The sequence below is a fragment of the Ammoniphilus soli genome (assembly GCF_040813775.1).
This window is the reverse complement of record NZ_JBEGDL010000008.1, coordinates 26,732-50,041: the sequence shown is the minus strand read 5'-3', so window position 1 is coordinate 50,041 and position 23,310 is coordinate 26,732. Positions and strand designations below refer to the sequence as shown.

Below are 23,310 nucleotides of genomic sequence, written 5' to 3'. Positions count from 1 at the left end.
CGATGTTAGCTGTTCATTTCGGCGCGGGGAATATCGGAAGAGGATTTATTGGACAGCTTCTTCACCAAGCAGGGTATGAGGTTTGTTTTATTGACGTAAACCAAGAGCTTGTAGATGAAATCAATCGCCGAAATGAGTATACCATCGTGCTTGCAGATAAGGAGCAAGACACCATTTCCATAAAAGGGGTTAGAGCGTTAAACGGCAATCACGAAGAAGAAGTGTCAAAACTCATTTCTGATGCAGACCTCGTGACCACCGCCGTGGGTCCCAATATTCTGAAGTTCATCGCCCCAGCTATAGCTAAGGGCATTGAATTGCGTCTGCAAGCGAATAACAAACCATTAAATGTCATAGCATGCGAGAATATGATCGGGGGAAGTTCCCGATTAAAATCGTACGTTTATGATACGCTAAATGAAACCGAAAAGGAAAAAGCCGATGAAATGATCGGATTCCCCAATTCCGCAGTCGATCGAATTGTTCCGATTCAAAGTCATTCGGACAAATTGCTGGTTTCGGTTGAACCTTTTTTTGAATGGGTGGTTAATCAAACGGAGTTCGTTGGAGACATTCCCCAGATTGAAGGACTTACCTATGTAGATGACTTATCGCCATATATTGAAAGAAAGCTTTTTACCGTCAATACTGGACATGCTGTTGTTGCCTATTTAGGCTACCATCTGGGATTTAACACCATCGATCAAGCCATTGGCCATGATTTTATTTTTGATACGGCAAAGAATGCTTTACGGGAAACGGGGGATCTCCTGATCCGAAAATATCAATTCGATAAGCAGAATCATGAAGAGTATATAGATAAAATCCTGCGAAGGTTTGCAAATCCTTTCATAACTGATGAAGTAACAAGAGTAGGGCGATCGCCGATGCGAAAGCTATCTCCTCAAGATCGTCTAGTGGCTCCCGCTAGGCAGGCCTTTGACTATCATATCGTACCCAATCATCTAGGCTTAGGGATTGCTGCTGCGTATCTGTTTGATTATGAAGGGGACCCAGAGGCCCAGGAAATCCAAAACAGCATAAAAGTAAAGGGATTGGAAAAAGCCATTCATCAATATTCATCGATTCCATATGATCATGCTCTGTTTACAATTGTATTAGACCAAATCGATAATTTGAAAAAATGGCAAGTAGTGAGTTAGGCAACTTGAAAATTATGTTTCCGATGATTGCAACACTTGATGAGTTTCGCCAAGCCAAAGATATTTTAATAGAAGAAAAAGAAAAACTCCAACGTGAAGAGATAGCTGTCTCTGAAGATATCGAAATCGGGATGATGGTGGAAATTCCATCTACCGCTGTGATGGCTGATCGATTTGCAAAAGAAGTAGATTTCTTCTCGATTGGAACCAATGACTTAATTCAGTATACCATGGCTGCAGACCGCATGAACGAGCGCGTTTCTTATCTTTATCAGCCATATCACCCAGCTATTCTTCGCTTAATCAAAATGGTCATTGATGCAGCGCATAAAGAAGGAAAATGGGCAGGCATGTGTGGAGAAATGGCAGGTGATGAAGTGGCCATACCGATTTTACTTGGACTTGGATTGGATGAATTCAGTATGAGTGCTACTTCCATTTTGCAGGCAAGAAGCCTCATTCGCAATCTATCAAAAAGTGAAATAGATACAGTGGTTGAACAGATCTTAAATATGGAAACGGCTGAGGAAGTAGAGAGATTTGTAAAGGATACCTTTAAAAAAGCCAAGGTGCAAAAAAAGAAGATCAATAAAATGTTAAGGGTCTAGCGATTTCCGCTAGGCCCTTATATTGTGTACGGGATATTAATTGTCTACTATTAGAGGAAGTTTAACCGTAAAAGTCGTACCCTTATTTAATTCACTTTGCACCGATACCTCTCCGTCATGAGCTTCAATGATCTCTTTGACAATCGCCAAACCTAATCCGTTCCCGGGAATGGAGGTGTTTCTTGCTTTGTCAGCGCGATACGTACGTTGAAACAGATAGGGAAGATGTTCTTCTGCTATCCCAACTCCCTGATCCTGAACGGCTATGATGAGGTGATTTTGAACAATGGCAAGGTCTATAGATATGGGCTTTCCCTTTGATCCGTATTTTTGTGAATTATCGATAAGATTATCAATGGCTCTATACAAGTGATCCTGGTCGACATTCAAGTGAAATCTTGATATGGCATGAGCAGTCTGCCAGTTATCAGAAATGTTTACGTTAACAGGAGATGATCCGTCTATTTCCATTGAGGAGCATCTTTGTTTTAGTTCTCTCACAAACTCGGTTAAGTTTAACCTCATGCGAGTTAACTTTTTGGTCCTTGTTTCAAGTAAGCTCAGTTCGTTTAGATCGTGAACCAACCGAGTAACGGAAGCAATCCGTTGTTGGATCTTCTCAAGGTACAACTCTTGTTCTTCTTCAGGAATTAGTCCGTCCTTCATGGCTTCGATGTAACCGGAAATAATCGTAAGCGGAGTCTTGAGATCGTGCGAAATATTGGCGAAAAGAGCAGAACGGGATTCTTCCATTTTCTTCAGCTGTTCGTTTCGATGAGTCAGTGTTATATTGGTTTTTCGCAATTGATCCGTTCTTTCGGATACGGTTGCCTCCAGATTCTCATTAAGGATCAGAAGTTTGTTTTGCAGGATTTCCTTTTCAGATATGCGCTGGTCGAGAGCATGCACCAAACTATCCACTTCACGCGACATTAAGTTAAAAGAAGAGGACAATCGATCAAATTCAGAAATTCCGCTGCGAGGAATCTGTACATCGAAATTTCCTGCTCCGACATCCTGGATCCCAGCAAGCAGTTTTCTTATTGGATCGATGATTTTACTCCACATGACAAAGGTCATCCCTATACATAACAGGGTAATGACCAAGGAAGCAATGGACAATTGGGAAGCGATTTTTTTTCCGCTTTCCAAAATCTGCTGGTTCGCTTCATCAAAAATGGGAGAAACCATTTCTTCTTTAGGGATGACGTATCCCAAATACCAATGGGAAGTAGGGATTTGGGCTGTTAATAAAATCCGATTATCCGATAAGTAAGTAATGTTAGATGCTGTTGTTTTCCCTTCTTCGTGGATACTTGAGAGCGGTAAAGAATGGACCTTATCTTTTCCTCCTTCTTGCACAGCAATCACATTGCCGGATTGATTGAGAAGAAAGGCATAGGAATCTCGATGATTAAATTTTGTGTTGAGAATGTTTTCGACGATCTTATCAATGGCTATGTCGGCACTTACTACCCCTACTAAACTTTTGCTGTTCGTTAGGACTGGTGCGCTGGACGTAAGCATCCAGCTTCGATGAGTAATGTCCAGGTATCGATCTGTCCAGACCGCCTCGCTTTGCGTATTACTAGACGGCAACGCCTTCGTGTAAAAGGGATACGACGTAATGGGGATGGAAGGATCAAAAAACTGGTCTTCTATTTCCTTTTTCAAATCGATACCGGGATAGATTCGCCATGCCGATTCAGGAAAGGTTAAATACATAGCTACGATGTTCGGATTATTTTCTAATCCTTTCTGAAACATCGATTCGATATATTTGCTTCGCTCCAATCGCTCCACAAGGTTTGAGGTTATTGGAAAATGCCCTGTTGCTCCCGTATTGGATTGGCCGGGATCAACGTTGTTTTCCCAATAATAACCTTCTTTTTCCTTCTTTAAATGGATGGGTGTCAACACAGGGAACAAATGCGGTTCATTGTATACTTGTTCAGCAAATCTTTGCACCAAAAGCACATGTTGCTCAATATTGGTTAACTCCATATTAATGATGTCGGCTTGGCTTTGAAGATGGGATTGATAAAGCCCAATTACTCTAGTCGTGATTAGATTTCCTGTACGCTCTGCGGTATTGCCAATTGCACTTTTTACAAATTGCATGGAGAAAGTTCCGAATAAAGCGAGAGGTACCAAAGAAACCAGTAAGAGAGTGAGCAAAATTCGAGCAGACAGCGATTTGGGGAGAGGGAACAATTTAAAGCGATTAGGCATCATCAAATCGATACCCTACCCCTCTAATGGTAATGATCTTTTTGGGATTTCCAGGGTCATCTTCTATTTTCTTCCTAAGCTTTCCTATGTGAACCTTGACTGTTTTCGTGTCAGAGTCAAAGTCGAAGCCCCACAATTGCTCCAAAATATGGTCTGTACTAAACACTTGATGGGGATGCAGCATAAAAAAAGCGAGCAATTGGAATTCTTTTGCGGACAGCCCTATTTTTTTGCCATGAAGAAACGCCTCATGACGTGCAGTATCCAATTGTAATGACGCTGAAACGATTTCGGTTGTGTCCTTTTGTTCTTTTTCCAGTTCGACACGGTGGAGCTTTTGTTGGCGGCGGAGGTGAGCTTTAATCCGGGCCATTAGCTCATTCGCACTAAACGGTTTACTGATATAATCATCCGCTCCAATGCTAAGACCAATAATCTTATCCATTTCCGTGTCTTTGCAACTGAGGAACAAGATAGGAGAATCCGTAAATGTTCTTAGTGTTCTGCATACTTCATGTCCGTCAATATCCGGAAGAAATACATCCAGCACGACAAGGTCAGGCCTAGTTTCCTTTACTTTTTCAATGGCTTCTTTTCCTGAATGGGCCACAGCAAATTTAAAACCTTCCCTCTTGAGATACATGGAAAGAAGATCTCCAATCTCCTTTTCATCATCTACTACCAGTACGTATTCTCCTGCCATGTCTGCTCTACCTCCTTTCTCTCAATCATGTTAATTCTAATATCCAAACCCACGGGAATCAATATCTTTTATGAATAAAGGATATTTAAAATGTTCATTTAATTTACCTTATTTTTACCTTTACTAACTTTCGTTTTTACTTTCATCCAATACTATTAGATCAGAAATAACGAATCAAGAAAATATGAATCCGATTGCAAAAGTAGATTGAGGGAAGGATGAACAAAACATGACCAAAAAATATCAGTTATTTATAGGCGGGCAATGGGTTGACTCCATTTCTGGCAAAACATTCGAATCGAGAAACCCAGCAACGGGGGAACTGAATGGCATGATAGCCCAGGCACAGCAAGAGGATGTTGATCTAGCGGTCAAGGCAGCCCGCAAAGCATTTGAATCAGGTCCCTGGGCGGATATGGCTCCAAGTGATAGAGGCCGTTTACTGTACAAAGCAGCCCAGAAGTTATGGGAAAATGCAAACTACTTGGCTGAAGTGGAAACGATGGACAACGGTCAACCCATAAATGAATCTAAATATATCGCGATTCCTGCGACGATCGATGTGTTAGAATTTTACGCCGGTCTTGCTAATAAGGTTCAAGGAGCTACGCTTTCATCTCCGGGAAGCCGCTTAAACTATACTTTGAGAGAACCCCTTGGGGTCATCGGCGCCATCGTGCCTTGGAACTTTCCGCTTATGCTTACCATGTGGAAGCTAGCTCCAGCGCTGGCTGCAGGAAATACCATTGTGATTAAGCCAGCTGCAGAAACGCCAATCAGCATATTGGAGTTGGCAAAATTATTCCAAGAGGCAGGAATTCCTGATGGGGTAATCAACGTAGTTCCTGGGAGCGGAGCGGTTGCAGGGGAAGCCTTATCCTCTCATCCGGATGTAGATAAAGTAGCTTTCACCGGTTCAACCGAAGTAGGCCGGATTATCATGCAAGCGGCAAGCCGTCATTTAAAACCAGTCTCATTGGAGCTCGGAGGGAAGTCACCCAATATCATATTCGATGATGCCACTCTGGAGGATGCCGTAAATGGATCCATGTTTGGTATATATTTCAACCAGGGTCAAGTTTGCGCATCGGGATCCCGCTTGTTCGTACAGGAGGGGATTTATGATCAATTTATGGATTCGTTTGTTAACAAAGTGAATGCGATTCGCATCGGTAACCCATTAGAGGCGACAACGCAAATGGGACCGCAAGTTTCCGAGAAACAGCTGAAGACGGTCGAACACTATGTTAAGAGTGGACTAGAAGAAGGAGCGCGACTGGTGACTGGCGGGAAACGATTTGCAGAGGCGGGCAATGGCTATTACTATACTCCAACTGTATTCGAAAATGTAACAAACGAAATGAAGATTGCCCGGGAAGAAATTTTTGGCCCAGTCATCTCGGTTATTCGCTTCAAAGATGAAGAAGACGTATTAAGAAAAGCGAATGATACTATTTTTGGGCTAGCGTCCGGCGTTTGGACAAACGATCTGAAACGTGCTCACCGCATGGTTCGGGGGTTGCACGCAGGTACCGTTTATGTAAATACCTATAGCATGCTGGATAGTGCTGTCCCATTCGGAGGAACAAAACAAAGCGGGTTCGGAAGGGAATTAGGTATCCAAGCTATGGATATGTATACCCATACGAAAAGCGTGTGGATCGACCTGAACAAAGAGGGATTAAATTGGTATCAACTTTAATTAAATGTTAGAAAGGAGAATGGAAAACGTGCAGAAAAAACTTCTGAAATCATCGCTCATACTGGGTACGGTTCTATCGTTCGTATTTTCTCCTTTTTCGCCCATAGTAAACAATCATGTTGCATCGGCTCATGGTGGTGAAATCGAATATGTTGAGTTGAAAACGACATTGGAGAATTTCGGAGCGACTGTAAAATGGGATCAGACTAGCCGTTCGATCCATATTTCGAAAGATGATTATATTGTCGAAGTAAAACCGAACTCTAAGGAAGTCAAAGTAAATGGAAAAACCGTTACACTTGAAGTTCCTGTAAAGGTAGAACAAGGTGTTTCCTATGTGTCACATCATTTTATCAATGAAGTTTTTCAATCTAACCTTCTGCAAACAGCTAAAGTAGCAGATACCTATAACCCTTTAAACCCTTTATCTCCAAAAGAGATTGAAGACGTCGTAAATATACTTAAGCAGTCAGGAAAATTTAAAGGGAATCTTCGTTTTACTGAAATTTCGGTAAAAGTCCCGGGCAAGAATGAAGTGTGGGACTGGGTATTGACGGGAAGCAAGAATAAGACGTTTGCGAGACAGGCAGAATTTATTGCGCTGGACGGAAAACAAGTGATTCAGGGTCAAGTCAATCTATCGACAAAGGAACTTACCGCATGGGAGCCAATGGATGATGTACACGGAATGATTATTCTGGACGATTTTGCAACCGCCCAAGCGGCGATCGAGTCCAGTCCTGAATATGCAAAAGCACTGGAAAAACGCGGTATAAATGATGTGAAAAAGGTAGTAGCGACGCCATTAACCGTAGGCTATTTTAATGGAGAAGACGGCTTGGAGCATGACTTGCGGCTATTGAAGGTAGTTGCTTATCTAAATACGGGAGACGGGAATTTCTGGGCTCATCCGATTGAAAACTTAGTAGCCGTTGTCGATCTAGAAAAGAAGAAAGTCATCAAAGTTGAGGATGACGGGGTTATTCCCATCCCCATGCAAATGAATGCATACGACGGCAGAGATTATGCGAATAAGGCGGATATCCAGCCTCTGCGCATCACGGAACCGGAAGGAAAAAACTACAGGATTTCAGGAAACACCATCAGTTGGCAAAATTGGGATTTCCACCTGCGTTTAGACACGCGTGTCGGTCCGATCCTTTCCACGATGACCTATAAAGACCAGGGCAAGAAAAGAAAGGTCATGTATGAAGGTTCTCTTGGCGGCATGATTGTTCCTTATGGAGATCCAGATGTAGGCTGGTACTTTAAAGCCTATTTGGATTCCGGTGACTATGGAATGGGTGCCCTAACATCCTCGCTTAAAAAAGGAACGGATGTACCCGAAAATGCTCTGCTTCTTGATGCAACGATCGCTGACAATGCAGGAAATCCCTACACCATTCCCAATGCTATAGCCATTTTCGAACGCTATGCCGACGCGGAATACAGGCACGATGATCTGGTTACATTCACAGAAGGAAATGCAAGCAGGGAACGTCGTGAACTCGTTGTTCGTTGGGTAAGTACGATTGGGAACTACGATTATATATTTGATTGGGTACTGCTGCAGAATGGCACGATTAAAATTGACATCGGTGCATCGGGCATTGAAGCGGTAAAAGGTGTTGTGACCAAGACCATGCATGATGAAACCAGTGAAAAGGATACTCGCTATGGTACGCTGCTCGATCACAATATAGTGGGTACGACACACCAGCATTTATATAACTTTAGACTCGATATGGACGTGGATGGGGCAAACAATTCCTTAATGGAAGTCAATCCTCAAGTTGCGCCAAATCAAGATGGCGGCCCTCGAAAGAGCGTCATGGTTACCGAGCAGAAGACAGTAAAAACGGAACAGGATGCCATTCAAAAATTTGATCCGTCGACCATTCGTTTGGTTAGCAATCCGAACAAAGAAAATAAGGTAGGCAATCCTGTATCTTATCAAATCATACCATTTGCAGGCGGAACCCACCCTATAGCTAAAGGAGCATTGTTTAGCCAAGATGAGTGGTTATATAACCGCGTTCATTTCATGGATAAACAACTGTGGGTAACGAACTATCATCCCGATGAAAGATATCCAGAAGGAAAGTATCCGAATCGAAGTAAGACAGATACGGGATTGAAGCAATTTACTTCGGACAATGGGTCTATTGAGAATACAGATATTGTCGTATGGATGACCACAGGTGCAACCCATGTCGCACGTGCCGAAGAATGGCCTATGATGCCTACAGAGTGGGTTCATGCTATGCTGAAACCATGGAATTACTTTGACCGTACGCCTACTTTGGATCTTCCGGAGAAAGAATAGGATAGGATAGATTGAAAAACACCTCCCTAAATCGAACTAGACTTAGTGGAGGTGTTTTGTTTTCCTTATGACGGAGAGCCAAATGTCGTCCATAGATGACAAGATAATTGTATTTTCAAAAAGTCATCAGGATCATCGAAGCGTAGATTCAATAATTCTTCAATTTTTTTGATCCGGTGGTAAAGGGTGTTGATGTGAATGTGAAGCTTATCCGCCGTATGTATAGCGGATCTGTTGGATTCAAGATAAGTGATAAGGGTTTTTTCCAAATCATTATTTTTTGCCTTTTCCGTCCACAATGGGGATAGGATCTCATGTAAAAAGCGTTGGATTTCATGGGGCTGCTGATTTAGAAATAAACGATTGATTCCGATCTCCTTAAAGTGCATAAGGGCTGACTGGTTTCTGCTTTCTAAATAAGACAGCGCTTTATTTGCTTCGTCGTAACTTTTAGAAATATGCTCAACGCCTTCGTAAGGATTACCGATCCCAATACGTATGGGAGTCTCGTCGCTGTCTTTCCATTCTTCTAATATAAGCTGCAATGACTGGCTTATTTCTGCAAGCTGGGCTGGATCTCTCAGAGAGAGAAGCAAAGTGACTTTATTATGAAAACCAAACGCGAGCATATTGACCGTGGTCATCCTTCTCTTTATTTTAGAGGCCAGTCGATGGATGTTGACCTCTAATGCATGTAAGTCTTGATCTTGGAAAGTCGCAATTTCAAATAAAGAGACGGTTAAGAAAGAGGAGGGAGACAAGTTCAGTCCAAACTCTTTTCCTTTTGCTGCCAAGAGCTCAGGATGGTTATTCTTTAATAAATCATTAAAAAATTCATGGGTTTTCTTATAGTAAACTTCTGTAAGAGTCCGTTTTTTAACCAATTCTAATGCTAACACGGAACTTCCTTGCTCCAGCGTTATTTTTTCAAGCTGAGTAAGCGGACTCCCGAGAGGAACGATAAAACACCCTAAAAAGATAGCGCCCGATCGAATAGGATAAAGGTAATAACTCTCCTTCTTCTTCCGCTCGACAAGATCGACATAAACAGGATGGCTTTTTCCGGAAAAAATCTTTTCGATTTCATCTATTCCGAAAGGAGGAGTTGTGTTTCGGTATCTCGGATAAAATTCCATTTCTAGGATGTTAATAAAGGAAAGCTCTTTTTCTATCATTCGATTCAATTCTAAAATGATAGAATCAATGCCTCCATTTTGCAGGGAGAGTTGGGTCAATGTTGCATGGATTTGATTTCTCTTTAAAAGAAACTCATTTTTCGCTTGTAATTGTTCACTTAAGTCCGTCACTTCTTTTAATCTCATTTTCATTTCAGAATAAAGCTCCGCATTGTAAATGGCGATCGCAGCTTGATCGGCAAAGCCTTCCAGTAAAGTTAAATGCCTTTCCGTTAATCTTCCTTCTCTATTGAATTGGTAGACCGTCATGACTCCGATCCTCTTTTCTCCCATTTTTACCGGTACGCTTATTAAAGAATTTAAGGAGCGAGAGGCTACGGCGGCGAAAAGATGTATGGAGTTTTCTTCAGAAATGTTGCTCATCTCCTTGAACATGTCTTCCTTGGAGTAGAATAGTCTGGATCTTCCCTCTTCAAAAACCTTTCCGGTAATGGATTCACCAACTCTTGGCTGGAAAAGTTGAATATGTTCATTAAAACCGACGGTTCCCTTTGGGATTAAGCGAGCCTTTTTCTCATCATATAGCTGAAACAGACAGCAATTAGCAGGAGGAATAACGGCGAGGGCACTTGCTGAAATTTTCGTCAACAGGATGTCCAGGTTGAGTGATGAGGTGATGGAATGAATGCCTTCTACCAAGGTTTGCAATTCCTTTTCTCTCATTTTAATCAGCTTTTGGGTAAAGAAGAGAGAAAAGGCAAGATGCAAATGTTCCAGCTGCTCTTCAGAGGGGATGAAATCTCCGTCATGAAGACAAATGAATACGAGATGGCCTTCGGAACAAAAAAAGGTGAGAACCGTTTTATTCGTTTGGTGACTAATCTTGTATTTTTGGTGTGTATTTCTCATGGGATAAGACGGCGGTTGAAAGAGCTCCTCTTTATGTTCAGGATAAACTAAATGCGGTTGATGATTATGGGGCTCAAGAATCCAAATTTGAAAGGGAATTTCTTTGAGCTTTTTTTCTATATTATATTGGATTTCTTCGAAGGTTATCATGCCTTTACTCCTTATTGGTAAAACATACAATGAAATGAACAGAACATCGTATGAACCTACATTGAATTAATTTAATAATATTTTATACTATTTTATAAATACAGAAAAGATAAAACTAACAGATTGCCCAAAGTATGAAATAGAGGAGGAGATGGCGCATGGAAAAAGCGTTACAGGGCGTTCGGGTGCTGGATTTGACTAGGGTCTTAGCTGGCCCGTATGCCTCTATGGTTCTAGCAGACCTTGGCGCGGATGTGGTCAAAATTGAAAACCCGAACGGCGGGGATGATTCTCGCGGATATGGTCCTTTTGTCAATGGGGAGAGTGTCTACTTTATCAGCTTAAATCGAAATAAAAAGAGTTTATCCTTAAATTTGAAGTCTCCGGAGGGAAAGAAAATCTTTTTAAGTCTTGTCAAAGATGCCGATGTGGTCTTGGAGAATTTCCGTCCCGGGACGATGGAGAAGCTTGGACTTGGATATGGGGAACTGGAAAAAATAAACCAGCGCTTGATCTATGCCGCAAGTTCCGGGTTTGGACATACGGGCCCTTATAGCCAAAGGGCAGCTTATGATCTGATTGTTCAAGGGATGGGTGGAATCATGAGTCTGACAGGCAACCCGGAAGGTCCTCCCACGCGGGTGGGTGCTTCGATTGGTGATATCACGTCCGGGCTGTTCACGACCATTGGAATTCTAGCGGCCCTGCAGACGCGAAGAGAAACCGGGAGAGGGCAGAAAGTAGATGTAGCCATGCTGGATTGTCAAGTCGCGATATTGGAAAATGCCATTGCCCGGTATGCTGTAACGGAAGACTCTCCTAGGCCAACAGGGAATCGTCATCCATCGATTACACCCTTCGCGGTCTTCCAGGCATCCGATGGCCATGTGGTTGTCGCCGCAGGAAACGATACTCTCTGGAAAAAATGGTGCAGTACCGTGGGGAAAGAAGAGTTAGCCGAAGATCCCCGGTTTAAGACGAATGCTGACCGAACGGATAACTGGCCTGTTTTGGAGCCGATCATGGGTGAAGTGATCAAACAGCGAACGGTGGAAGATTGGCTGAAGCTATTTGAAGAAGCCGGCATTCCTTCTAGCCCTATCAATGATATAGCAAAAGTAGTAGAACATCCCCAAGTTCTAGCGCGCGAGATGGTCGTATATCAGGATCACCCCATTGCCGGGCGCGTCATGATGCCGGGGATTCCGGTCAAGTTATCCAGGACACCGGGCTCCATTGTAGCAGCAGCCCCTCTGCTCGGTCAGCATAATGAAGCCATTTTGGCGGGCTTAGGTTACACGAAATCGGAAATGGAACAATTGAGGGAGCAGGGAGTGGTGTAATAGATCATCAGTTCGGAGTGTTCCATTGCGGACATTAGATTCGTTAAATGGGAAAAAATCGCCATGATTGAGAGTGGAGTGGACATAGGTTCCGTTATTTTGTTAAGAGTCTACTCTATTTCACCATTTTTGAGCAAATAACAAACTCATTGTCCGAAAAAAGCTCCTATATCTGTTTTTCACGAGAATAGCGAACCCTATGTCCGCCTAATCCTGCTGAACCTATTCAAAAAATCAACAACCAATGTTAACAGAGCCTAAAATATAAAGGAGGATTATTAATATGAAAACACAGGATTTGATAGAACAGAAACTAAGTTCAAAAGAAAGAATAAAGAGTCATTTTCGAAAATTAAGCAGCTTTGTCGGCGTTTCCGGTTCAGAGCAATCCGTAGTTAGATATGTAAGAGATCAGCTCGCATTGCACGCAGATGAGGTTAAGGTTGATCATTTTGGCAATGTAATCGCTGTTAAATATGGCACGTCGCCAGGCCCAAAGCTGATGATTTCGGCCCATTCCGATGAGGTGGGATTTTGTGTCAAAAACATTCTTGCCAATGGTTATATTGTCTTCGATAAGATCGGGGGCGTTCCCGATAATTTAATGCCTGGAAGGAAGGTTTGGATCACCCATAAAAAAATCCCCGGAATCATCGGGACAAAGCCAGGACACCTGCAAACACCCGAAGAAAGCAGGCAGGTAAAGTCCATCCGTGAGTGTTATATTGATGTGGGGGCCTCTTCGCGGGAAGAAGTCGAGGCTATAGGAATTAAGATCGGTGACGGCATCGTTTTTCAAAGCGATTTTATGGAAATGCACAACCCGGATCTCATCTCCACAAAATCGGTGGATAATCGAATTAATTGCGCTGTATTAATTGAATTGTTCCATCAAATCAAAGATATGAATTTTTCGGGGACTCTCTACGGCGTAGTAACAGTCCGAGAGGAAATAGGGCTGCATGGCGCCGTGACAGCGGGAAATGCGATTGAACCGGATTATGCTATTGTTCTGGATACGATTCCTGCAGGTGATACGCCTGATATCGATACGGAACGCGTCCTTCCCGTTTACCTTGGCAGAGGGCCGGCATGCCCGATTTCGGATGGAGTGAAGGGACTGTTTTTTACCTACATCCACCCGAAAGTAAGAGAGATGATTGAAGAACAATCACAAAAAGAGAATGTGCCACTGCAGTTTTTAACCTTAGTGGGAGATTTTTATACGACAGATGCGGCCAATCTGGCTTTGACCAATAAAGGCGTACCGGTTGGAATCGTGGCAACGCCTCGAAGATACTCCCATTCGCCAGTCGAACTTGTAAATCTGAATGACGTGGAAGGTGTCCTGAAGATCGTTAAAGGGATTGTTGAAGATAATGGGAAAAAGAATTTGGACTTTCTATAATAAATAAATAACGAAAAGGGGGACAAAGATGGAACAAGTCATGCAATTGGCAAATAGCTTTCCGCTTTGGATTTTTGCTTTACTCATTGTTGGGGTTGTCATCTTTCAGGCCATTGTGTTTATCCGGCTTTCCGCTAAGACAAGTGCCTCTGTTGGCATGACTTCTACAGAGGTTCGATCCGCCATTCGAGCGGGGGCGATCAGCTCTTTAGGGCCTACTTTAGCCATCGTGTTTGTAGCGATTTCCCTCATTACGCTGATAGGAGAACCGGTTACCTTAATGCGAATAGCGATTATTGGATCGGCGGCTATTGAAACAGTTGGAGCAAGCCTGGGAGCTAAGGCAGGCGGGGCTGATTTAGGATCTCCGAACTTTACGGAACAGGCGTTTACTACCGCCGTTTGGGTGATGTGTCTGGGGGGAATGGGTTGGCTATTATTCACGGCCCTATTTACTAAATCTCTAGGAAAAATACAAGATAAAGTTGCCGGCAAAAGTCAAAATGTAAACGTTTTAAAGTCAATCTCTACTGCAGCGATGATCGGAGCCTTTAGCTATCTTGGAAGCAGTGAAATGGTGAAAGGGTTGGATGAATCCATCGTCTTGATCGTTGCATTGATCGTTATGCCCATCATTATGTCGGTTGCCAACAGGTTTCATTTAAGCTGGCTAAAAGAATGGTCACTTGGCTTGGTGATTGTTATCGGATTATCCATAGGATTCTTCATATCTTAAGGAAGGGCAGGGGAAGATGCATGTCAATGGGCAACGAGGGAAGTAATTTAACAATTGGTGAAGGTGCTATAGCGACGAAGGATATGGCAGCTGCAACCATGATAGATTTTGAGACATTTCAGGAGAAATCCCATTTTTGGGGTCGTTTGACGATTTGGTCCGTTATCCTTCTCACCTTAGTAGTACCTCTTTATCTGTCCTTTGTTCTTGGATTTCATCCTGGTTGGGCTGCGATCATTTCAGGCTTTATAGCTTATGCCTCCATTATCGCCATTGTATGGATCGTTGAACCGATTAGTTATTATCCCATTTTAGGCGTCTCCGGAACCTATCTTGCCTTTCTGACGGGGAATATAGGAAATATGTGCCTGCCTTGTGCCTCCGTTGCTCAAAGCGTTGTGGGTGCTGAGCCTGGGACGAAAAAAGGTGAAATTACTGCCACTCTCGCCATAGCTGCGGCATCGATTACGAATGCGGTCATCCTCCTGTTTGTTATTCTAGGAGGCTCATACCTGCTATCCGTAATGCCGGAATCTGTGATGAGCGCCTTCCGCTTTGTCCTTCCTGCTATTTTCGGGGGAGTGATCGCGCAATTTGCCTTGCAAAAACCGACATGGGGATTAGTAGGAATCGCTTTTGGATTATTCGTTAATCTCGGTCCAATACCGCGTACTTTTCATACCTTTTTGTGTATCCTTGGAACCGTCGTGATCTGCATGCTTATGGAGAAAATCAAGGCTCAAAAAACAGGCGTAAGCTAAAGTGATTTGGAGGTAAGCATGAGTAAACAAAATCTTTTAGATTTTATAGACAGTTATGAGTTTACGGAAATGGCAAAGAAAATCTGGGAGCATCCCCAAGTTGCCTATGAAGAAACGTATGCTTGCGATTTACAAATAAATAGATTAGAGAAAGAAGGATTTCGCATTCAATCTTCGATTGCGGGAATTTCCACAGCGTTCGTTGCCGAATACGGAGCAGGGAAACCAATTATAGGAATATTGGGTGAATATGATGCCTTGCCGGGGCTTTCTCAAAAAGTAGGAGTTGCCCATGAACCCATCGTATCCCATGGAGCTGGTCACGGGTGCGGACATAACTTGCTCGGAACAGCGGGGGTCGAAGCGGTCATTGGCTTAAAAAAGAGGATGGACGAAGAGAAGCTGGAGGGAACGATCCGATATTACGGCTGTCCAGCCGAGGGATTCCGGAAGAAGTTACCCCTCCTACGGGCAGGGGAGCAGATTGAAGAGTAGAAGTATAGGTTATCTACACAAGAAGCCAAATCCCATTGAGGGGTTTGGCTTTTTATGCTACACCTATCCGAAGGGGGACCCGAGAAGTGTATTATTTAAAGATAATCGGTAGGTTTTCAAGGGATCTAAATCCAACTAAGTTCCTCCAAGGCAGGTTCTTGGAATCTAACTCAAAGTTTGGTATTTCATTCAAAAGAGCTGGAAGAGCTAACCGAGCCTCCATTCGGGCTAAGGTGGAACCTAAACAAAAGTGGGTACCGTACCCAAATGCCAAATGAGGATTAGGATTCCGCGTGATATCGAGTTTCTCTGGATTCAGGAATTTTCGAGGATCCCGATTTGCAGCTCCTAACAGGACATATACCTGTTCACCTTTTTGGATCAAGCAACCATTTAGTTCAATATCTTCTGACGCCATTCTAGCGGTCATTTGCGTTGGACTTTCGTAACGAAGAAACTCTTCCACCGCTGTCTCGATTAAAGATGGATTGGCTTTTAATGCTGCTAACTGATCGGGGTGATGGAGCAAACCAACCATCGCGTTGCTTAAAAGATTCACAGTTGTTTCGTGGCCAGCGATCAACAAAAGAATGCATGTGGAAATAATTTCATCGTCTGTTAAGCCGTTTTCTGTCTCTGACGTTTGAGTCAACAAGCTCACTAGGTCATCTTGAGGCCGTTGCTTCCGTTCTTGAATGAATTCGCGGAAATAACTCGATAATCTTACAATCGTATCATTCGCTTCGGTTAAGACAAATCTGGTTCTAGTCAAATCAATGCCTTGGATCAGAATAAAGGCCCAGTCTCTAAAGGCTTGGCGATCCTTTTCAGGTATTCCTAGTATTTTTGCTATCACGAGACTCGCTAAAGGGAAAGCGAAATCGGTAACTACATCTAGTTTTCCTGTTTTTTTAGAGTCTTTTAGCAAGGTATGAGCCGTTTCCTCGATAAAGGTACGATATTTTTCTATTGCTCGCTGGGAAAACGCTTGTCCGACCAAGGTACGCAATCGTGTATGCTCAGGAGGGTTCTTAAAAAGCATCATATGATTTTGGCTGTTCTTCAAACCTTCATATTTGGAAGCCGTTGGCGGGAGAGGGCTGCGATTTTGAAAGCGCGCATCTTTAAGAATATTGAGGGCTTCCTCATAGCCGGTTACATACCATCCGGGATATTTACCAGACGCATGCTTGTATAACGGATGAATGGCACGCATTCGTTCGTAAGAAGGATAAGGATTCTGAAAAAATTCGTCTGTCATAATGGGAAAGTTCATAACCGTACACCTCAAATATGTTAACTTAATTTTAATAATAGGTTAACATATTTTCTATCAAAAAAGCTACCATATTTTGTTTTGTTTTGAAACACCTTTAATTACACACAAATAAAATGACAAACCCTCTACCAAATAAGTAGAGGGTTAATATATACTAAACGGCTTCTTCCCATTGCTCTTCATAATGTCCTCGGACGAGATCCTTTGCGAATTCATGTATACGGGTTTCAGATTCAAACTTCTCAAGCAATTCTTCAAGGTCGGATGGTAGAGAAGGTTTAGTGCTTTGAATTTTCCACTTAGACATGACTGTCATCCTCCTTTAATTATCTCCTTTAGTAGTATAACATAGAGTTTTTGTTTTGTGAACGCTTACAAACCTAAATTTTTCCTTAAGATGATTTTCCTTTGTTTCGGTTAATTTTTTCTTATAGTTAATACTATCAGATTGTGTAAGAACTGTTTCTTGGCTTGTTAAATGATATGACACACTAGATTAAAGCTGAAGTGTCAGGAGCGACGGCTAAATCTTTTGAGTATCATTGGTGCTCGAAGCACAATTTTCTACTGACTGTCTACATCATTAAATTTTCGGGAAGAATGTCGTCTCGGGGTGTCCTGGGCTTTCCCCAAAATAAAGCTCAAAATGTTGACATTGAAACGATGACACTTAAGTTATTTGTGTATCGGTACGAACTGTTTGTAAGATTGGTTCACACCTTATAGTAATAAGGCTAACCTTAGTGATAGTTACTAAGTATTTCCGTTTGCAAACAAATGTCTCTACACTAAAAATAAACAAACTATTCATTAAAATCATCCTAAAGGAGGGGATGAATATGCCAGAAAGACACCATTTTTAACTTGCGGGTAGGTCCGTACAAAGAATTTATGTCCATCAAAATGTTCTTGATTCTTTTTCGCAAAAAATGGTTGAAGCTACGATAAATTCTGTAAAAAATGTTGTATAAATCTGTTACAATTGAACTGATGGAAATAGAAGGATTACGCAGGATATCACCATTGACCCCCAGCTTCTTCGCAAGATCAAACAGCACCTAACTCACTTTATTTCCTTTGGCGATTTGAGAAGGCTATAATGAAGTGATTAGGATACTAAAAGACCAATTTGCATTATGGGAGGATGAATACAATGAGGATGAAGAGCTTGCAATACCTATTGTCACTTGCTCAGTCAAGGGAGTTTGATGTAAAGCAAATACTGGATAAGATAGGCAATGATCCCTCTGTGGATGAAAGAGTATTAGAATATCAAGAAGAGCTTGACACCATCCAGCAAACTGTCGAAGACCTAAAGCTTCAAATAAGGAGAGGCCGAGATTAAGAGGGGTAAAAAGAAGAAGGAGCCTTGGACGCCCTTCTTACACCCCGATATGTTCTGTTATGAATTCAGGCCCAGTTGTTCGATGGTGGAAAGCTGGTGATCCTGAGTAAACATGGAAATGAATATAGATATAAAAAGGACGCTGAGTCAGTGTCCTTTTTTATCAAACTTAAAAAATTAACAAAAAATAAAGCTTGAAATATAGAATAAAATCTTGATAAAGTAATAAACGGACCGGTCGGTATGGAGGGTGCTACAGAAATGGATACAAAATCGTTGATCATCGAGATCGCAACAACTCTTTTTCAGCAAAAAGGATATAAGGGTGTAGGATTAACCGACAAAGATTCAAGGGATTTATTCGAATAAATTAGTAGCAGATGGGTTTTCGGAGGAAAGGGCTCATTCGATTGCTGTCATGATGACGGCTTCTATTGAAGGTGGAATTATGCTTTGTTTAACAAAAAAAGCAAGCGATCCACTAAAAATTATTTCGCATGTATTATCCAATTTATTGAAGGAATTTTAATAAATGAATCAACAAGTTCAAAACAGGCCCGGTAATGTAGGGCTTGCTGAAATTTGTAATAATTACGGCTTATTACTGACATAAGTTTTAAATATTTCAATCTATTATTCGCATTATGTACAATGTAAGATGAAGTGGGATTTATAACTTTTTTTTGATAAAACAGAAACAAACCGGTCGGTTTGTATGGGATTCTAATAAAATTGATAATAAACTAGATTAACACCGGTAGATTAGAAAAAGTTTTTCTAATGCAGTTATTGAAACCGTTAACAAAAGAAAGCTTCGCTTCCTTTTTGATTAATTCGAAGCGCTATTTCGTTATTTTTCGCCAGCCTCGAACAAGACAGATTCCACTATATCTCCCCATTGCTCCAATTTTTATGAATTTGTTTAGACCCGGAGATTTTCACTAATAGGAAAAAGGATTTTTCCGATTTCTGGGGCTGCACATCTTCTTTAATTCTTGTATATCCATACTTTTTACCTCCAGTCTCCGAAAGGGCTCATTCGGTTGCTCTCATGATGACGGCTTCTATCGAAGGTGCAATTCTGCTTTATTTAAACCCAAAAAGCAAGCGATCAACTAAAAATGGTTTCGCATGTATTACCATATTTATTGAAGGACTTTTAATAAATGAATCAAGAAACCGTAGCGGTTCCGATAACGCAACAACAAATCAAAACAGGGCCGATCATGGCTGCTCTTTTAGTGGCAGGCTTTGTTGGACTTTTTAGTGAAACGGCATTAAATATTGCCTTAGGGGAATTAAGCCGAATATTCCAAGTGAATGCCACAACGGTCCAATGGCTAGCAACAGGTTATTTTTTAACCTTAGGTATTTTGGTTCCAGTAACAGGTATTTTAATGCAAAAATTCACCACGCGTCAAATGTTTATGACTTCTATAATACTTTCCATTATCGGTACCATTTTAGCAGCAGTAGCCCCCGTATTTAGTGTTTTATTGGTGGGACGGATCATTCAAGCAGCAGGATTAGCCATTAATTTGCCTTTAACTCAAAATGTTATTTTTACCATCTTCCCCCCAAATAAACGAGGCTCCGCTATGGGGGTCATGGGCTTAGTGATGTTGGCTGGTCCAGCACTTGGGCCAACATTAGCAGGACTTATTTTAGATACATTAACATGGCATTGGATTTTCTGGTTTACCATATCTTTCTTACTGTTTTCCTTTATTTTCGGGTTGGTTTATTTACCGAATGTGAATGAGATACGCAAGGTTTCGATTGATGTGTTATCTGTTATTCTATCGACGATTGGATTCGGTGGTATTGTTTACGGAGTAAGTATGGGTGGTGAAGGCGGAGGCGGTTGGACAAGTACAACTGTTCTTGGGTCGATCATCATTGGACTAATTGCCGTCATTATTTTTGCGATTCGTCAAACGAAGATGGAGCATCCTATGCTGAATCTAAAAGCATTTACTTACCCGCTATTCGATCGCGGAATTTTTATGAGTTTCATCACGTTCTTTAATATGTTGTCCATGCTTGTCATTTTACCGATGTATATGTGAATGTCTTTATTAATTGCTGCTTTTACAACAGGTCTTATCCTTCTGCCGGGTAGCTTGCTTAACTGTGTATTAGCTCAACTATTGGTCGTTTATTTGACAGGTATGGTCCGAAAGCAGTAATTACACCTGGAACCATTTTGGTAGCTATTGGCTATTTAATCTATTCACAATTTGGTACCGAAACGGCTTTATGGATGATTGTCGTAACTCATATGGTCGTTAGGGATAGGGGCGGTGCTTGCTTCTGTACAAACCAACACGCTTAATTCTCTTCCGAAACAGTACTATCCCGATGGAATTGCTTTAACCCAAACGCTCCAACAAGTATCTGGCGCTATCGGTATTGCCGTTATGGTATCGATTTTATCGGCAGAACAGCATAGTTACCTAGCCACCGTTGCCAATGAGCCGACACAAGCCGTAGCGACAGGGTCTGCACTGGTGTTTAAAATCAGCTTATTATTAGCAGTGATTAATATTGTCCTGTCCTTATTCATGAAAAAGCCCAATATGAATCTAAAGGAAAAATCCTAAATATTTTATAGAGACAGAACCTTTTAAATCGTTTTAGAAGGAGTGGGTGGCAGATGGCCAATCATTATAAAAGTATTTTAGTAGCTGTAGACGGTTCAAAAGAAGCGGAATACGCCTTTCGCAAATCCATCGATGTTGCCAAACGTAACAAAGATTCCATATTAAACATCGTAAACGTAGTCGATACCCGTTCATTCGAAGTTATGACCGTTCCATTGTTGAGCGTGCACAGCAGCGATCAGAGGAACTTTTGAATGGCTATGAGTGGCAAGCTGAGGCTGGAGATTTGATCATCTATTCAGCACATGGTATCTGCCATATAGATGAAATATGTGAAAAGACTTATTTTGGCGTTACTAGAACCTATTACATTTTACATCCTCTTGAAGATACTCAATTAACCATCAGTACCCCAGTGGATAATGATCAGGGAGTCATACTAGGAATGATGAATCGCAAGGAAGCAGAAGAAATTTTAGATTCCTTCAAATTACCCGGTATTTCTTGGATTGAAAAAGTCCAAGACCGTACCAGAATATATTCTGAGATTGTAAAGACGGGAAATCGGAAAGAGATTTCTAAAGTAGTTAATACGTTGATGCGGAAAAAGGTTGAAGCTGAAAGTCATGAAAAGAAACTAGGCGAGTTTGGCCTTGGAGAATATTCCTAAATAGGTTCAATTCACTACGGCAACTGTTATTGCTACACTGACTTATAAAGTATTAGCAGACGAAAACTCACCTTAACCTTTAAAGTGATAAGTGATCAAGGTCTTTAGAGATAAAACAAGAAGTGTTCGAGAACTATACTCATTGACTTTTAATAGATTAGCAATTAAATTTATCTTTATCCCTTTTATCCAAATTTGGTTGCATACTATATAGAATATATTATAAAAAATAGGAATAAATAAAATTTTCGCTTTGAAACTTCCTATTTTCTTATAGAAAAGAGAGATTATCCTCATGAAGACAGTCATTTCAGGAGAAGCTGAACAGCCATATAGCCACCGCCAATATCTGTTACTTTCAGTTCCTCTTATCATATCAGGTCTCTCTACACCGTTATTAGGGGCAGTAGATACGGCTGTGATGGGACAATTGCCTAATCCCTCCTATATTGGCGGTGTGGCTATTGGATCTTTAATTTTCAACTATTTGTATTGGCTGCTAGGATTTTTGCGATACAGTACGTCAGGTTTTACAGCTCAAGCTCAAGGGGCTAACAATCAGACCGAAGTATTCATGTCTTTATTTCGGCCTATGGGATTGGCGATCATCTTTGGTGCATTATTCATTCTTTTACAGATCCCTATTAAACATATCGCTATTATATTTTTGGAGCCAAGCGATGCTGTAGAGATGCATGCTATTCAATACTTTGATATCCGCATTTGGGGAGCGCCTTTTACTTTGCTTAACTATGTTATTTTAGGTTGGCTCATTGGTATGTCGAAGGTACGGCTCTCTCTTTTTCTACAGCTTTTTATGAATTTGATAAATATCGTTCTTGATCTTATTTTTGTGAAAGTATTTCTAATGGGAACCGACGGTGTAGCTGCTGCAAGCTTAATTGCTGAATTTAGCGCACTTGTGATGGGGTTGTTGATCCTGGCCAAAGATCAGCAGATCAAGGGTATAAGCTGGAATTGGTCACAATTCCTACATAAAGCTTCTGTAATTAAAATGCTGAGTATGAATGGCGATCTCTTTATGCGCACACTTTTCCTATTAACCGTTTTCGGTTTGTTTACAGCTAAAGGGACATCTATGGGTGAGTTGATTCTAGCAGCCAATGCGATCTTGCTGCAAATTCAATTCATTATTGCTTATATCTTGGGTGGTTTTGCGAATGCAAGCAGTATTTTGGTCGGAAGAGCGATTGGGGAGAGAAATACAATCCTTTATAACCATACGATCAAAGTGACAGCGATATGGCCTGGTACCGTTTCGCTATTGCTGGCAATAATTATATACGTGGCTGGGGATGCAATCATTGCTTTGTTCACAACGATCCCAGAGGTACAGCAGGTTTCTTCTGAATATCTATGGTGGCTTATTTTATTCCCATTGGTTGGCTTTTGGGGGTTGCAGCTAAACGGTATTTTTACAGGTGCTACAGCAGCGAAACAGATACGAAATTCTATGATTCTATCTTTTATCATTTTCTTACTAGCTGCATGGCTATGTGTTCCTCAGTGGAATAATCATGGGCTCTGGTTTGCCTTTATCTTATTTACTTCAGCTCGTTCCCTATTTCTAGGGAGATATCTCCCTGAGCTAAGCCGTGCTGTACAATAATATGACTGAATAAGCTAAAACCATGGAATGCACCCATGGTTTTAGCTTATTGAAAATGAAATTCATTGACAAAAAATAACTCCTTCTATAATATGAATGATAATCATTATT

At 41.5% G+C, this 23,310-nt stretch carries 17 protein-coding genes and 3 pseudogenes; 15 read left to right on the top strand and 5 right to left on the bottom strand.

The annotated features are described in order from the left end of the window. Positions 1-2: 2 nt before the first annotated feature. Positions 3-1,163 carry a mannitol-1-phosphate 5-dehydrogenase gene (locus tag ABLT31_RS16730; protein ID WP_367753619.1) on the top strand — a complete coding sequence of 387 codons (1,161 nt, stop codon included), beginning with the start codon at positions 3-5 and terminating at the stop codon, positions 1,161-1,163. Further along, positions 1,154-1,771: pseudogene (locus ABLT31_RS16725) on the top strand (putative PEP-binding protein); the annotation flags it as partial. The gene ABLT31_RS16730 and the pseudogene ABLT31_RS16725, both read left to right, overlap by 10 nt. 36 nt (positions 1,772-1,807) lie before the next feature. Here the strand turns inward: ABLT31_RS16725 and ABLT31_RS16720 are convergent. Both ABLT31_RS16720 and ABLT31_RS16715 read right to left on the bottom strand, forming a co-directional pair. Then, entirely contained in the window at positions 1,808-4,006 is a 2,199-nt protein-coding gene (locus ABLT31_RS16720; protein ID WP_367753617.1) for a sensor histidine kinase, read from the bottom strand. After that, positions 3,996-4,706 carry a response regulator transcription factor gene (locus ABLT31_RS16715; RefSeq protein WP_367753615.1) on the bottom strand — a complete coding sequence of 237 codons (711 nt, stop codon included), beginning with the start codon at positions 4,704-4,706 and terminating at the stop codon, positions 3,996-3,998. Before ABLT31_RS16715 ends, ABLT31_RS16720 begins: the two co-directional genes overlap by 11 nt. 229 nt (positions 4,707-4,935) lie before the next feature. On the opposite strand from ABLT31_RS16715, the gene ABLT31_RS16710 reads away from it, so the two are divergent. Beyond that, complete coding sequence (locus ABLT31_RS16710) at positions 4,936-6,408, top strand: aldehyde dehydrogenase family protein (RefSeq protein WP_367753613.1); 1,473 nt, start codon at positions 4,936-4,938, stop codon at positions 6,406-6,408. 19 nt (positions 6,409-6,427) lie between these two features. Next, on the top strand, positions 6,428-8,734 hold the full coding sequence (locus ABLT31_RS16705) for a copper amine oxidase (protein WP_367753611.1): 2,307 nt from the start codon (positions 6,428-6,430) through the stop codon (positions 8,732-8,734). A 65-nt stretch (positions 8,735-8,799) separates the two neighbouring features. Here ABLT31_RS16705 and ABLT31_RS16700 read toward each other — a convergent pair whose 3' ends face one another. Continuing rightward, on the bottom strand, positions 8,800-10,929 hold the full coding sequence (locus ABLT31_RS16700; RefSeq protein WP_367753609.1) for a helix-turn-helix domain-containing protein: 2,130 nt from the start codon (positions 10,927-10,929) through the stop codon (positions 8,800-8,802). Positions 10,930-11,087: 158 nt separating this feature from the next. Between ABLT31_RS16700 and ABLT31_RS16695 the strand changes: the two genes are divergently transcribed. The 5 genes from ABLT31_RS16695 to ABLT31_RS16675 all read left to right on the top strand — a co-directional run bounded on the left by ABLT31_RS16695 (position 11,088) and on the right by ABLT31_RS16675 (position 15,672). Further along, entirely contained in the window at positions 11,088-12,272 is a 1,185-nt protein-coding gene (locus ABLT31_RS16695) for a CaiB/BaiF CoA transferase family protein (RefSeq protein ID WP_367753607.1), read from the top strand. A gap of 283 nt (positions 12,273-12,555) precedes the next feature. Continuing rightward, entirely contained in the window at positions 12,556-13,680 is a 1,125-nt protein-coding gene (locus ABLT31_RS16690) for a M42 family metallopeptidase (RefSeq protein ID WP_367753605.1), read from the top strand. 28 nt (positions 13,681-13,708) lie between these two features. After that, positions 13,709-14,416: a DUF5058 family protein gene (locus ABLT31_RS16685; RefSeq protein ID WP_367753603.1), complete on the top strand. Its 708-nt coding sequence runs from the start codon at positions 13,709-13,711 to the stop codon at positions 14,414-14,416. Positions 14,417-14,436: 20 nt separating this feature from the next. Continuing rightward, positions 14,437-15,177: a small-conductance mechanosensitive channel gene (locus ABLT31_RS16680; RefSeq protein ID WP_367753601.1), complete on the top strand. Its 741-nt coding sequence runs from the start codon at positions 14,437-14,439 to the stop codon at positions 15,175-15,177. An 18-nt stretch (positions 15,178-15,195) separates the two neighbouring features. Next, positions 15,196-15,672 (top strand): zinc-binding metallopeptidase family protein, encoded by a 477-nt coding sequence (locus ABLT31_RS16675; protein ID WP_367753599.1) that lies wholly within the window; start codon positions 15,196-15,198, stop codon positions 15,670-15,672. A 91-nt stretch (positions 15,673-15,763) separates the two neighbouring features. On the opposite strand, the gene ABLT31_RS16670 is transcribed toward ABLT31_RS16675, so the two are convergent. Together ABLT31_RS16670 and ABLT31_RS16665 are read right to left on the bottom strand one after the other, a co-directional pair. Beyond that, positions 15,764-16,948 carry a cytochrome P450 gene (locus ABLT31_RS16670; RefSeq protein WP_367753597.1) on the bottom strand — a complete coding sequence of 395 codons (1,185 nt, stop codon included), beginning with the start codon at positions 16,946-16,948 and terminating at the stop codon, positions 15,764-15,766. Positions 16,949-17,105: 157 nt separating this feature from the next. Continuing rightward, positions 17,106-17,258, bottom strand: coding sequence for a hypothetical protein (locus tag ABLT31_RS16665; protein WP_367753595.1), 153 nt, complete (start codon positions 17,256-17,258; stop codon positions 17,106-17,108). A gap of 846 nt (positions 17,259-18,104) precedes the next feature. On the opposite strand from ABLT31_RS16665, the gene ABLT31_RS16660 reads away from it, so the two are divergent. From ABLT31_RS16660 to ABLT31_RS16640, 6 genes and pseudogenes are all read left to right on the top strand, one after another. Then, entirely contained in the window at positions 18,105-18,296 is a 192-nt protein-coding gene (locus ABLT31_RS16660) for a hypothetical protein (RefSeq protein WP_367753593.1), read from the top strand. Between the two features lie 346 nt (positions 18,297-18,642). Next, positions 18,643-18,825, top strand: coding sequence for an LmrA/YxaF family transcription factor (locus ABLT31_RS39015; protein WP_462976508.1), 183 nt, complete (start codon positions 18,643-18,645; stop codon positions 18,823-18,825). Between the two features lie 637 nt (positions 18,826-19,462). Continuing rightward, positions 19,463-20,899 (top strand): annotated as a pseudogene (locus ABLT31_RS16655) (DHA2 family efflux MFS transporter permease subunit). A 53-nt stretch (positions 20,900-20,952) separates the two neighbouring features. Next, positions 20,953-21,176: pseudogene (locus ABLT31_RS16650) on the top strand (universal stress protein); the annotation flags it as partial. Continuing rightward, a complete protein-coding gene (locus tag ABLT31_RS16645; protein WP_367753950.1) occupies positions 21,150-21,569 on the top strand; it encodes a CarD family transcriptional regulator in 420 nt (139 codons plus the stop codon). The pseudogene ABLT31_RS16650 and the gene ABLT31_RS16645, both read left to right, overlap by 27 nt. Before the next feature lie 295 nt (positions 21,570-21,864). Further along, the gene (locus ABLT31_RS16640; RefSeq protein ID WP_367753591.1) at positions 21,865-23,199 is read left to right on the top strand and encodes an MATE family efflux transporter; all 1,335 of its coding nucleotides are present in this window, start codon (positions 21,865-21,867) and stop codon (positions 23,197-23,199) included. Positions 23,200-23,310: the final 111 nt, after the last annotated feature.

Bases quoted from the DNA above. Each gene is read 5' to 3' on its own strand.
- ABLT31_RS16730 (WP_367753619.1), top strand. From the start codon at position 3: ATGTTAGCTGTTCATTTCGGCGCGGGGAATATCGGAAGAGGATTTATT.
- ABLT31_RS16720 (WP_367753617.1), bottom strand. From the start codon at position 4,006: ATGATGCCTAATCGCTTTAAATTGTTCCCTCTCCCCAAATCGCTGTCT.
- ABLT31_RS16715 (WP_367753615.1), bottom strand. From the start codon at position 4,706: ATGGCAGGAGAATACGTACTGGTAGTAGATGATGAAAAGGAGATTGGA.
- ABLT31_RS16710 (WP_367753613.1), top strand. From the start codon at position 4,936: ATGACCAAAAAATATCAGTTATTTATAGGCGGGCAATGGGTTGACTCC.
- ABLT31_RS16705 (WP_367753611.1), top strand. From the start codon at position 6,428: ATGGAAAACGTGCAGAAAAAACTTCTGAAATCATCGCTCATACTGGGT.
- ABLT31_RS16700 (WP_367753609.1), bottom strand. From the start codon at position 10,929: ATGATAACCTTCGAAGAAATCCAATATAATATAGAAAAAAAGCTCAAA.
- ABLT31_RS16695 (WP_367753607.1), top strand. From the start codon at position 11,088: ATGGAAAAAGCGTTACAGGGCGTTCGGGTGCTGGATTTGACTAGGGTC.
- ABLT31_RS16690 (WP_367753605.1), top strand. From the start codon at position 12,556: ATGAAAACACAGGATTTGATAGAACAGAAACTAAGTTCAAAAGAAAGA.
- ABLT31_RS16685 (WP_367753603.1), top strand. From the start codon at position 13,709: ATGGAACAAGTCATGCAATTGGCAAATAGCTTTCCGCTTTGGATTTTT.
- ABLT31_RS16680 (WP_367753601.1), top strand. From the start codon at position 14,437: ATGTCAATGGGCAACGAGGGAAGTAATTTAACAATTGGTGAAGGTGCT.
- ABLT31_RS16675 (WP_367753599.1), top strand. From the start codon at position 15,196: ATGAGTAAACAAAATCTTTTAGATTTTATAGACAGTTATGAGTTTACG.
- ABLT31_RS16670 (WP_367753597.1), bottom strand. From the start codon at position 16,948: ATGAACTTTCCCATTATGACAGACGAATTTTTTCAGAATCCTTATCCT.
- ABLT31_RS16665 (WP_367753595.1), bottom strand. From the start codon at position 17,258: ATGTCTAAGTGGAAAATTCAAAGCACTAAACCTTCTCTACCATCCGAC.
- ABLT31_RS16660 (WP_367753593.1), top strand. From the start codon at position 18,105: ATGAGGATGAAGAGCTTGCAATACCTATTGTCACTTGCTCAGTCAAGG.
- ABLT31_RS16640 (WP_367753591.1), top strand. From the start codon at position 21,865: ATGAAGACAGTCATTTCAGGAGAAGCTGAACAGCCATATAGCCACCGC.